Source organism: Bacillus cereus group sp. MG1 (assembly GCF_040460035.1).
GTDB classification, from domain to species: domain Bacteria; phylum Bacillota; class Bacilli; order Bacillales; family Bacillaceae_G; genus Bacillus_A; species Bacillus_A cereus.
In genome coordinates this window covers 2,791,216-2,803,433 of sequence record NZ_JARVGY010000001.1, presented here as the reverse complement: position 1 = coordinate 2,803,433, position 12,218 = coordinate 2,791,216, and the positions used below count along the sequence as shown (strand labels likewise).

The window sequence follows — 12,218 nt, the reverse complement described above, 5'->3', positions numbered from 1 at the left end:
TGTTTTCTAGATAAATACTAAAGTAAGTATATGGTAATTTCCATCTATTTACAAGTTATTTTCTGATTAGTTTGTATATTATTGTTTCATCGTTATATAGCAGAAATTAAAAAATCCCCTTGTCTTTTCACAAGGAGATTTTTCAGTACTATCTATTCTTTTTTATCACCAATCGCAAATGTAATTTCTGCCTCACATGCAACTTCACCATCTACTGTTGCGATTGCTTTTCCTTTTCCAATTGGGCCGCGTACGCGTGTCATTTCTACTTCTAGACGAAGCTGATCACCTGGGCGTACTTGTTTTTTGAAACGGCAATTGTCGATACCTGCAAAGAAAGCAAGTCTTCCGCGGTTTTCTTCTTTCTTTAATACTGCAACTGCTCCTACTTGCGCTAATGCTTCTACAATAAGTACACCAGGCATAACTGCATAGTCAGGGAAGTGTCCGTTAAAGAATTCTTCGTTTGCGGATACATTTTTAATCCCAACCGCTCTTTTTCCTTCATCTACTTCTAATATTTTATCAACAAGTAAAAATGGATAGCGGTGAGGAATGATTTCTTTAATTTGTTCTATATTTAGCATGTAACAATCGCCCCTTTTGTAATATTGGTCTTACCACTTGGACATATTGCTATTATCCCATTTTGTTTATTGTTTGTCATTACAAAGTAACATTTTATATTTAGTACAACTTCCTAAAAAAAATGCACACACTCTATTCCATTAAAATAGTTGCACATTTTTGCAACTGACACGGAGGTGGAAAAGAGTGTATGCCCAAATTAGGGAAAGGCAATATGTATTGAAACATTATTTGCCTTAATGTCGTATTCGACTCATTATATTATAAACGTTTTCAATTAAGGAAATATTAAATTTAACCATATATATGAATATTTTACCTGTTTCCTTCATATTTCTCTATTTTCCTTCCATTTTCGCAAAAAAACAAAATAAAAAAATATAAAAACAAAAAAGAACTAAGGCATTAGCCTTAGTTCTTTCAAATTATCTCAAAGCACGCTTTGGTAATCTGTCGATATTCTCTAACATAATACCTGTACCAACCGCAACGCAGTGCATTGGGTTTTCAGCAATTAATACTGGTACTTTTAGTTCTTCTGCTAGAAGCATGTCGATACCGTGTAGTAAAGCTCCACCGCCTGTTAGAATAACACCGCGGTCGATGATATCTGCAGATAATTCTGGTGGTGTGCGCTCTAATACACCTTTTGCAGCTTGTACAATAACAGCTGCATTTTCTTTTAATGCTTCTGTAATTTCTTCAGAGCATACTGTAATTGTACGTGGTAAGCCTGTTACCATGTCACGTCCGCGAATTTCAAGTTCTTCGCTACGTGCACCTGGGAATACTGTACCAACTTTAATTTTAATATCTTCTGAAGTACGTTCTCCGATTAATAGCTTATACTTACGTTTAATATAGTTTAAGATCTCCATATCAAACTTATCGCCAGCCATTTTGATAGAGGAAGAGGTAACAATATCACCCATAGATAGTACAGCGATATCTGTTGTACCTCCACCAATATCAACAACCATGTTACCGCTTGGTTGGAAGATTTCCATACCAGCACCAACTGCGGCTACTTTTGGTTCTTCTTCTAAAAATACTGTTTTACCACCTGAACGTTCAGCAGCTTCACGAATTGCTTTTTGTTCTACTGATGTAATATTTGTTGGACAACAAATTAAAATACGAGGTTTTGAAAAGAAGCTCTTTACGTCCAATTTGTTAATGAAATACTTTAACATTGCTTCTGTAATTTCAAAGTCTGCGATTACACCATCTTTAAGTGGACGAATTGCTACAATATTACCAGGCGTACGTCCCACCATGCTTCTCGCTTCTTCACCTACTGCTAATACTTTACCACTATTACGATCAATTGCCACAACAGATGGCTCATTTAATACAATACCCTTACCTTTAACATGAATTAATACGTTAGCCGTACCTAGGTCAATTCCGATATCTCGCGCAAACATTCCCGTTTTTTCCTCCTCGATATTCAAAATCAGGTTACACCCGAATTCTTTTCACCTAATTTCTGATTTTATCATAAATTTAACAGAAACGTAATATTCGCAAAAAGAATTCTTCTGAAAAATATTACCGAATGTGAACGGAATGTTTGCTACTGTAACATTATTGACGTACAGGCTTCTCTACATCTTCTTTTCTATACTTTTGTTTTGTTGCTTCTCCCCCTCTTAAATGACGAATAGACTTATGATAATCAAGAATTTCTTTCACTTCATTTGCGAGCTCTGGATTAATTTCTGGTAGACGTTCTGTTAAATCTTTATGGACTGTACTCTTTGATACCCCAAATTCCTTTGCAATGACACGCACTGTCTTTCTTGTCTCCACGATATACTTACCAATCTTGATAGTTCTCTCTTTGATGTAATCGTGCACACCACTCGCCTCCCTAATTTGGATGTGAGAAGGGTGAAATGAGCCTCGCTGCATACGACTAAGAAGTAAGTGTGAGTGCTGTTTGTAAGCGTTAAACATTCTTGGATTTATAATGAAATGATTCACGATTTCTCACCTCAAACACTCTCTTTGCTTTGGTTTATACCATTGTATTGCCCGCACTACTGATATATGCTACATGTTCACTATTTTTGCGGACTAAGTTAAGAAAAATTACGTTTTTTTGTGAGAAATACGTTAAAACTGACTATTATAGCGAAAAAAAATGACACCTTATATATAAGGTGTCATTCTTCTCGTTCCAATTCTTCTTCTAACAATTGATGGTGGGGAACCTCTTTCTTACCGGCAATGTAATAATATAAAGTGAATAAAACAAACAATAAAATAATAGCAGTCGACAGAACAAACAAAAATGACACAGTATCCCCTCCCTTTTGTAATATATATTCGAGAATCTCGTCATTTTTCCTTGTTATTGCAACTTTTTTCTCGAAATTGAGTATTTTTATATAAAAATAAAAAAATCAGCTCCCCTAGTGGGAACTGATTTTTTCACTTCATTATTCTTGTGAAGAAGAATCGTTAGATGATTCTGTAGAACCATTTGTTGATTTTTCTTCTTTCTTCGGTTCTTCTTTTTTGTCACTAGTTGAACCGCTTGTTGATTTCTCTTCTTTTTGAGACTTGTCTTCTGTTTTACTTTCAGGTTTCGTGCTCGTTGACTTCTCTTCTTTTTGAGATTTGTCATCAGCTTTTTTACCAGAAGCATTCGTAGCCTTTGCAGCACCTGCATCAGCTTTAATTTCTGTTACTGATTTATTTAAGTAACGTTCAGGGTTCACAGCCACATTGTCTTTACGTACTTCAAAGTGAACGTGAGAACCTGCCTCTTTATTCATTGCACTTAGACCGGATGTTCCTAATACTTCACCTTGTGCAACTCTTGCACCTTTTTCTACTTTCACACTGCCTAAGCTTTGATAAGATACCGCTACACCATTTCCACTATCAACTGTTACAACATAACCAAGAAGTGAATCTTTTTCAGCTTTCGTTACTGTACCACTTAAAGCAGCAGCAACATTGAATTCTTTTCCATTCTTCGCAGCAATGTCAATTCCTTTATTCGGGGAATATGTGTTGTTATAAAAGACAAGTGCTTTTTCTTGTTCCGCCTCAGTTGCTGCATCTTCATAGAATTTCTTCTGTACGACTACTTCCGCATTCGCGGCAGCTGGCATTTTCACTACTTCTGAAGATTTTGTTACTGGTACTGCTGGATCTTCCGATTGTGTATACGGTGTTGCTTGATCGTGGTTTGGAGTCTTCTTCGGATTAGCTCCTTGGAACCATAGCGCAACCATTAAGATTACCGCTGCACAAGCAATGTATAGTGCCGGAAACACCCATCTTTTTTGAAATAAATGTACTACCTTTTGCGACTTTTTATTATTTCTTCCTCGCATTCCATCATCACCTCAGCAATCATTTTGAACAATATTCACGTATCCTATACAACGTATAACTAATTACTTTTCGACAAAATCTGTAAAAATATGTATAAGAATTGTAAAATTTCCGAGGAAATGATAGAAAAAAGAAAAAACTGAGCACTTTTGGCTCAGTTTTTAATCTAATTGTTTCTTTTTATATACGATTAAACATACAAAGAGCGATATAATAAGCCAAACTGCAACATTTAATACATGCCCACTAATACTACCAAATCCCGCCCCACCTACTAAACTGTTAAGTGCTTTCACAATATGAGATGTTGGAAGATATCCAATCATCGTCTTAATTACTTTATTTTCAACCATTGGCTCAAACTGTACAGCCAAATACATCGTCATTAATATCGGCATTCCAATTATTGATGTTTGTGGTACAGATGCAGCTAACAATCCAATCATTGTTCCAATCACAATAAATAAAATTGTTCCACATAAGAAAATAAATCCTAGCAATAATAGATTTCCACTGAATTGATCCAAAATAAATAAGTTCACAATACAAATGCCCAATGTCAAACATACTGTTAATATACTTTTTCCAAGTAGAACTTCAACCGAAGATGCCGGTGATAGCATTAATACACGCAATGTATGTTTTTCTTTTTCTTCTGCAATTACCATAGATTGAACAAACCCTGCGACAAATAGGAAGGCCGTTATAGTAGTAATGCCTAACATTTCCTTTCCCACTCCAAATCTGCTAAACAAAAATGAAAGTATAATTGGTAAAAATGCCATTAACAACACTTGTGAATTTGTCTTAAAATCTTGTACTTCTTTTCTAAAAATAGCTGATACACGTCTCATTGAAAATGTCATTATAATCCCCTCCCAGTAACTTCAATAAAGATATCGCCTAAAGTTGGTTCGTGTGAATGAATGGATAGTAATTCTCCTTTGTTCATCCATTCTGAAATACGTTTTGCACCTAATTCATCTTTTTGTACCGTTTCTTTCTTCTTATCCTTTAACACGACTTGTATTTGATCTTTCGCGTATTGTAAGCGAAGGTTCTCCGGTGTATCAAGTGCTACAATCTCTCCGCCACACAGGAAGGCAATGCGGTTACAAAGCGTTTCTGCTTCGTCCATGTTGTGAGTCGTTAAGAAAATCGTCGTTCCTTCTTTATTTAAGTCTTTTAAGATTTTATGAATGTTTTGTACGTTTACTGGATCAAGTGCAGATGTTGGTTCGTCTAAGAAGAGGATATCTGGTTTATGAAGGATTGCTCTTGCTAGTGTGACGCGTTGCTTCATTCCCTTTGATAATTTTTTTACTGGTGTTTTTTTATCATCTAATAAATTCACTTGTGCTAGTACTTCATCGATTCGTTCTTTTTTGCAATCGTATAAGTCACAAAATAATAGTAAGTTATCATAAATGCTAAGTCTTTCATATAAGCCGCTGTTATCTGTTAAAATACCAATTCGTTTGTAATCGATGCTACTTGGTCCTGTAATATCTTTCCCTAATACTCTTACCGTTCCAACACTATGAAGCAATTGAGAAGTTAAAATTTTTACTGTTGTCGTCTTACCAGATCCACTCGGTCCAAGGAATCCGAATATCTCTCCTTGCTTCACCTCAATATTTACATTTCGAAGTGCCGTTTTTCCACTGAAACTTTTCATTACATCTTTCATTTCAATTGCCAATGTCATTTCTTCATCCCCTTTGTTTTTCTTCTTTATAGATGAAAGTCGCTTTAGCGCTTTTCGTTCGTTTGTTTCGCTTTTCTTGACTCAATCATATGAAAAACAAAGGGTAGGCGCATTAAAATACCGGTAAAAGGAGTATTTTTACCGGTGAATGAATCGCATATTGAGCTTATTGGAGCACTTTTATAGTCCAATAACACCTTTTAATTCATCCATTCGTCCTTTTGAAAGCGGGATTGAACTTTTTCTTTCGTCGTCTAAAATTAAGCTAAAACTGTTACGAGTCCAAGTAATCACTTCTCGCACTCTTTGTAAATTCACAAGGTACGAGCGATGACATCTAAAGAAACCAAAACCTGTTAACCTTGCTTCTAGTTCGCTTAATGTTAATGCACATACGAAATCTCCTTCACGAACGTGAATATGTGTTACTCCGTTTTGTGTTTCAATGAAATGGATTTCCATCGGATCAAGTAAAATGATTTTATCGTTCACTTTCGCAGGTATTCTTTCTAACTTCATTTGCGGAATTATTTGAACGACCTTCTCTTCATCGACTTCTTCTGCTTCCTCTTGTTCAATTTCTACTTTTTTCACACCATCGTTGTTTAATATGTATACATCCTCTGTTAACGAAAGGGCATCCGATAGAAAAGATGACGTAATAAAAATTGCCTTTCCTTGTTCTTTCATTTTCATAATTGCTTTTCGAATAATAACCGTACTCTCTATATCTACATTTTGCTCCGGTTCTTCCAAAATGATTAAATCCGGATTATGAATCATCATTCGTCCAATATGAAGACGACGCTTCTCTGAAAATGATAGTTTTTCTATTTTAACGTTTAGCTTATCTAGGAGACCAACAGACTGCACAACTTCTTTTATACTTATCTTTGATTCATAAAGCCCTATTAAAAACTTAAAGTATTCCTTCACCTTCAAACGATCATATGCTTCATCCTTCAAAAAACAAAAGCCTATGCGGGAATAATTTTTCTTTCCAATTGCTTCCCCTTCAAACAGTACGTTGCCAGTTGAAGCTTCTTCTTGACCAATAATAATGCGGTGTAACACTTTAGCTGTATGATTATTGCATTGCAAAACAATACATTGTCCTTTTTCAACCTTTAGCTCAATTTCCGGTAACTGGTTCGCCTTCCCTAACTGTTTCAACTCCAGTAGCGCCATTTCGTCTCCCCCAAATGTCTTTTTATCCTATTATATCAAACAATTAATGGAAAATTATTCTATTTTACATAAAAAAAATAGACGCCAGAGTTCTGACACCTATTTCTTCACCATCAATTTTCCTTCATAATCATTCATCGTCTTTATTTCAACGCCTTTATAGTAATGAGCGACGATATCTGTATATTTCTTTCCTTCCGCTGCCATGCCGTTCGCCCCGTATTGACTCATACCAACGCCGTGACCGAAGCCTTTCGTCGTAACGATGATTTTATCTCCTTGTTGTTTCCACGTAAAATCAGAAGAACGTAAATCTAACTTTTCACGAACTTCTTTTCCTGTTAATGTTTTTCCTTGAAAAGCTACATCCTTTACGCGCTTTCCTTCCGTAAGGTCTTTAATATTTCCAACCTTCCCGTCTGCTAACACTTTCACACCGAGACGTTTTTGAAAATCAGCTACTGTAAATGTTTGCTCACTCGTAAACTTTGGAGAGGCTTGATCCCACGGACTATCTACACTTTTCAAGTACGGATAATCATTTCCCCAATAGTCAGCTGCATTTTCTGTTCGGCCATTACTCGTTGAAAAGAAGGATGCTGAAATTGGTTTTCCATCATACGTTAAAACTTGTCCTGCTGTTTTCGAAACGGCTTCTTCGATTTTCTTCAAATTATTTTCGTAGTTATTGCCCCATTGCTTCTTCAATTCATCTTTGCTTTTGTACACTTGATCTTTCACCGTATCTGTCACGTCCGCATTATTTTTCTTTCCTCCGCTTAACATACGTTGTACTACAAATGTTCTCGCTGCTAATGCCTGCGCCTTTAGTGCCTCTATTTCAAAACTGGCATTCATCTCAGAAGCTACTACACCTGTCACATACTCCTCCACTGGTAATGTTTCTACCTTCTTCTGTTTTTCGCGATATACAGCAACTTGAACAGCTGTATCTACTTTTCCTGGAGCTGGTATGCTTTCTATCGCAGGAGGAGTTTTAGAGGCCGTTTCTTCCCCTACTTTTGCTTTCGCAAATGGAATAACAAGGGCTGCAGGTACAATGATAACGAGCGCTATTAAGAGCGCTACTGTAATAAAAAGTGGCTTTGAAAATTTCATCCTATTTTCCCCCAATATAAAAGCTTTACTCCATTCATTCTTATGGAACAACTCTTTCTTTTAGAACATACTTAAGGGGAAGAGTATAAAACAGAAATTTTCTAAATATTTTTACTGGTACGTGCATAAGTATAGAATTTATTGACTATAACAGTAATAACCCAAAAAAATAGCCCCTATGTCAAAAGACATAGAGACTATTTCAATTAAGCGTGAAGATCAGAAACTTCTTGTTCTTTCACTTCTTCTACTTTTTCGTTTACACGTTCAATAGTTGCACCTAATGCAGCTAATTTCTTATGGAAGTTTACATAGCCACGGTCAAGATGTTTTAACTCAGTTACACGAGTATAACCTTCTGATACTAAACCAGCTAAGATTAATGCAGCTGCAGCACGTAAGTCAGTTGCTGCTACTTCAGCACCTTGTAAGCTGTTTGGACCGTTCATAATAACAGAACGACCTTCAATTTTAATATCAGCATTCATACGACGGAATTCTTCAACGTGCATAAAGCGGTTTTCGAATACCGTTTCTGTAATCATGCTTGTTCCATCAGCTTGTAGTAATAATGCCATCATTTGTGATTGCATGTCTGTTGGGAAACCTGGGTGAGGCATAGTTTTAATGTCAACCGCTTTTAACTTATCTGGGCCGATAACACGTACACCTTCGTTTTCCTCAATAATTTTAACACCCATTTCTTCCATTTTTGCTGTAATTGAGCGTAAATGTTCAGGTACAGCATTTTCAATTAAGATGTCTCCACCAGTAATTGCTGCTGCAACCATGAATGTTCCCGCTTCAATACGGTCAGGAATAATAGAATGGTTTGCACCATATAATTTATCAACGCCTTCGATACGAATCGTTCCAGTTCCAGCTCCGCGTACTTTCGCTCCCATCGCATTTAAGAAGTTAGCTAAGTCAACGATTTCTGGTTCTTTCGCTGCGTTTTCAAGAATTGTTGTCCCTTTTGCTAATGTAGCTGCAGACATAATGTTTTCTGTCGCGCCTACGCTTGGGAAGTCTAAGTAGATTTTAGCTCCTTTTAGTTCTCCCTCAACATATGCCTCAACAAAACCGTTACCAACCTGTACTTTCGCTCCCATTGCTTCGAAGCCTTTTAAATGTTGATCAATTGGACGTGAACCAATTGCACATCCACCAGGAAGTGCAATACGAGCACGACCGTTACGTGCTAATAATGGTCCCATTACTTGAACAGATGCACGCATTTTACGTACATATTCAAATGGTGCTTCAATGTTTAGTTCTTTAGAAGAATCGATTGTTACTTGATTATTTTCAAATACGACTTCAGCATTTAAATGACGTAATACCTCATTAATTGTGTATACATCAGACAAAACTGGTACTTCAGATAGTACATTCTTTCCATCACTCGCTAATAGGGCTGCAGCGATTATAGGTAATACAGCATTTTTTGCGCCCTCAACACGCACTGTGCCGTTTAACCGCTTTCCGCCACGGACGATGATCTTTTCCAAATTATTCCCCTCCGTGTCCTTTTTTCAGTATCTATTCACTCAATACTCAGAAGTTATGATCGGTGTGCCAACCACAATTGTATCTTTGTTGTCTGTAGAACGTATTGCTATTTGCACATTTATTTTCTCTCTATTTGTTGAAAGAGCGTCATCCCACTTTTTATTGTATGCGGAGACTGACACAAATGCTCTTTCTTCTACTTGTTCGATCGCTCTTGCTGAAAGATCTTTCAAAACCTGATTGGTTTTATTTTGCAAAACACCTTCAATCTTATCATTCAGTACACCTTGAACACAAGTGTAAATTATAGGTTTTTCACTAAAAATTTTATTCATGTTTTGAACATACTTCGGGTCCCATTTCGCCCCACTTACTTCAAAGATAATGAAAGTGTTTTCTTTAGTATTTTCTTTACTCCAAGTTACTACTACTCGTTCTTCATAAGAAGAAAGCTTTTTATAGGATGTAGCTTTATATCCATCTGGAGATTGCTCTACTTCCCACTTTTGAATATTTGCCTTTTCCTTCACATCGTTTAACAACTTTTGAAACGTATGTATGTTAGAAATTGTTTTTGTTTCTCTCGCTAACCATGACCATTTTTCTACTTTAGCATCATTTTTCTCTAAAGCCTTGATCATGCTCTCCATTTTCTGTTCATCGCTTATCGGTTTCATCTCTCTATATCCAACCAAAAATAAAACAACACTAAGTGCAACAATAAGAATGGCTTTAAGCTTCAATTTCATCCCCTCCTATCCCCATTGTTAACGGAGATTTGAGGTTCTATACACTTACTTTACTAAATACGTTAAACTCTTCGAATAGCCTAAATAATCAAGGAAAAAGTTACTTACAGATGTCCCAATTGCAATTGTAATTAAGATGAGTAATACTCGCGTCTGCAGCACTTTTCCGGACTTCATTAAACGCTCAATGTGAATGCCTTGTAAGGCCCACCACGTAATGGTAATAAACAATAAATGCGAAACAATGGCAATCAGTGCTTGTTGCCCTAAAAGTTGTGCCAAAAAATCGACCCCTTTTTACTCAGCTACTACTTATGAAAGAATATAAAAACGATACCATAATAAGTAGGAGCTACACTTTTTCAAATGCACATAGACATCTTACATTTTACATCGTGATTTTCTTTCCAAAAACGTATATCTACATTACAAGTTAACACAAAATAAAAAGCGCAGAGTACTGACTCCACACCTTTTATTTTCACTATTGTACCACGTTCTCTAAGAAGAAGAAATCTTTCATTAATGGAAAATATTCATAAAAGAAATTGTACCCAATCATCGGCATAATCCCTAGTATTACAATCGAAATTGCACAAAGACTCATAACAACCTTTATATTTAACGGTAACCGTATCCTCTCTTCTGTCTCTCCTGTGCGGAAAAACATTTGTTGTAAAATACGGAAATAATATACGAATGAAACAACTGTCGTACCCATCATAATCGAAGCTAGTACGTAATGTGCTGGATCTACATGAAGCGCGCCTAAAAAGATATTAATCTTTCCGATGAAGCCAGCCGTTCCTGGTATCCCAGCCAACGATAAAATAAAAATTGTCATCATAATCGCTGCAAATGGCGACCTTTTATATAAACCTGTGAAAATCGTTATATTTTCCTCATCATTTTGTAAGATTAAGCCGTGGATGATAGCAAATGCACCTATATTCATAAGCATGTATGCCAGCATATAAAACCACATGCTATCCATCGTAAATGGTGATAATGCGACAAGTGGAACGAGTAAATACCCTGCATGAGCAATGCCCGAATAAGCAAATAAACGCTTTATATTGTATTGTTTTAACGCGACTACATTCCCAACAATCATCGTAATACTTGCTAGCACCGCAATATATATACTCATATGCCCATATAAAGATTGCATATCTCCTTGTATTAATACACTTGCAAAAACCATAAGGAACAAACGAATAATGAGTAGGAAACCAGCAATTTTAGAAATCGTTCCAAGAAAAGCAGTAACTGGTGTAGCTGCTCCTTCATACACATCAGGTGCCCACATATGAAACGGCACTGTGGCAATTTTAAATGAGAGACCGACTAGCAATAAAAGAAATGCGAGAGCTAACAATAACTGAATACCACTAGCGAGTTCCCCAGTGAGTACCTTTTGCATATCTACAATGTTAGTTGAACCTGTAATACCGTATAAATAACTCATTCCGAAGAGCGTAATCGCCGTTCCAATTCCTCCGCTAATGACGTATTTCATTGCCGCTTCATTTGATGCACGGCTCTTTTTTCGTATTCCTACTAAAATATAAGAAGAAAGTGAAAGTAACTCCAAACCAACGAAAAGGGTAATGAAATCAACACTAGAAGCCATGAACATCGCACCAAGAAGTGCCATTAAGAATAAGTAATAATATTCACCCTTATCTTCAATTGGATTCTTCTTATCATCGCTCATTGCGGTGCATAAAATAAGAGCTGAGGCACCTAATAGCAATGTTTTAAACCCTTTTGAAAATCCATCTAACACAAACGATCCGTTTAAAATATCTCCAGCTAGTTCGCTATATAGCGTAATTAATGACACGATTGCTAATACGATAGCAGCAATCGCACCAAGAGCTACATATCTATGATTCAGCTTAAAAAACAAATCACATATGGAAAGAAGGATGGCGGCGCCGAGAATAATAAATTCTGGCACCATTAGATGCCACGATAAGCTAAGTAACGTATTCATATCC

The 12,218-nt window shown here is 36.4% G+C and carries 13 protein-coding genes; all 13 read right to left on the bottom strand.

Annotated elements, in window-relative coordinates; translation table 11 throughout:
- Positions 1-152 precede the first annotated feature (152 nt).
- The gene (gene fabZ, locus QCI79_RS14535; protein WP_000931959.1) at positions 153-587 is read right to left on the bottom strand and encodes a 3-hydroxyacyl-ACP dehydratase FabZ; all 435 of its coding nucleotides are present in this window, start codon (positions 585-587) and stop codon (positions 153-155) included.
- A gap of 426 nt (positions 588-1,013) precedes the next feature.
- On the bottom strand, positions 1,014-2,015 hold the full coding sequence (mreB, locus tag QCI79_RS14530) for a rod shape-determining protein (protein WP_000457978.1): 1,002 nt from the start codon (positions 2,013-2,015) through the stop codon (positions 1,014-1,016).
- A gap of 160 nt (positions 2,016-2,175) precedes the next feature.
- Entirely contained in the window at positions 2,176-2,448 is a 273-nt protein-coding gene (spoIIID, locus tag QCI79_RS14525; RefSeq protein ID WP_000544012.1) for a sporulation transcriptional regulator SpoIIID, read from the bottom strand.
- A gap of 308 nt (positions 2,449-2,756) precedes the next feature.
- Complete coding sequence (locus tag QCI79_RS14520; RefSeq protein ID WP_000008903.1) at positions 2,757-2,891, bottom strand: hypothetical protein; 135 nt, start codon at positions 2,889-2,891, stop codon at positions 2,757-2,759.
- Positions 2,892-3,032: 141 nt separating this feature from the next.
- Complete coding sequence (spoIIQ, locus tag QCI79_RS14515; RefSeq protein ID WP_001214926.1) at positions 3,033-3,938, bottom strand: stage II sporulation protein SpoIIQ; 906 nt, start codon at positions 3,936-3,938, stop codon at positions 3,033-3,035.
- A gap of 162 nt (positions 3,939-4,100) precedes the next feature.
- Positions 4,101-4,805 carry an ABC transporter permease gene (locus QCI79_RS14510; RefSeq protein ID WP_000144447.1) on the bottom strand — a complete coding sequence of 235 codons (705 nt, stop codon included), beginning with the start codon at positions 4,803-4,805 and terminating at the stop codon, positions 4,101-4,103.
- Positions 4,805-5,647 (bottom strand): ABC transporter ATP-binding protein, encoded by an 843-nt coding sequence (locus QCI79_RS14505; protein ID WP_000170864.1) that lies wholly within the window; start codon positions 5,645-5,647, stop codon positions 4,805-4,807. The genes QCI79_RS14510 and QCI79_RS14505 overlap by 1 nt, the downstream gene beginning before the upstream one ends.
- Positions 5,648-5,827: 180 nt before the next feature.
- Entirely contained in the window at positions 5,828-6,835 is a 1,008-nt protein-coding gene (locus QCI79_RS14500; RefSeq protein WP_001185918.1) for a LytTR family transcriptional regulator DNA-binding domain-containing protein, read from the bottom strand.
- A gap of 99 nt (positions 6,836-6,934) precedes the next feature.
- Positions 6,935-7,954 (bottom strand): stage II sporulation protein D, encoded by a 1,020-nt coding sequence (gene spoIID, locus QCI79_RS14495; protein ID WP_000672663.1) that lies wholly within the window; start codon positions 7,952-7,954, stop codon positions 6,935-6,937.
- Between the two features lie 206 nt (positions 7,955-8,160).
- Entirely contained in the window at positions 8,161-9,465 is a 1,305-nt protein-coding gene (gene murA, locus QCI79_RS14490) for a UDP-N-acetylglucosamine 1-carboxyvinyltransferase (protein ID WP_000411274.1), read from the bottom strand.
- A 39-nt stretch (positions 9,466-9,504) separates the two neighbouring features.
- On the bottom strand, positions 9,505-10,209 hold the full coding sequence (locus QCI79_RS14485) for a YwmB family TATA-box binding protein (RefSeq protein WP_000767916.1): 705 nt from the start codon (positions 10,207-10,209) through the stop codon (positions 9,505-9,507).
- 51 nt (positions 10,210-10,260) lie between these two features.
- Positions 10,261-10,497 (bottom strand): DUF1146 family protein, encoded by a 237-nt coding sequence (locus QCI79_RS14480; RefSeq protein WP_000057889.1) that lies wholly within the window; start codon positions 10,495-10,497, stop codon positions 10,261-10,263.
- Positions 10,498-10,699: 202 nt separating this feature from the next.
- Positions 10,700-12,214: an NADH-quinone oxidoreductase subunit NuoN gene (nuoN, locus tag QCI79_RS14475; RefSeq protein ID WP_031303283.1), complete on the bottom strand. Its 1,515-nt coding sequence runs from the start codon at positions 12,212-12,214 to the stop codon at positions 10,700-10,702.
- Positions 12,215-12,218 lie beyond the last annotated feature (4 nt).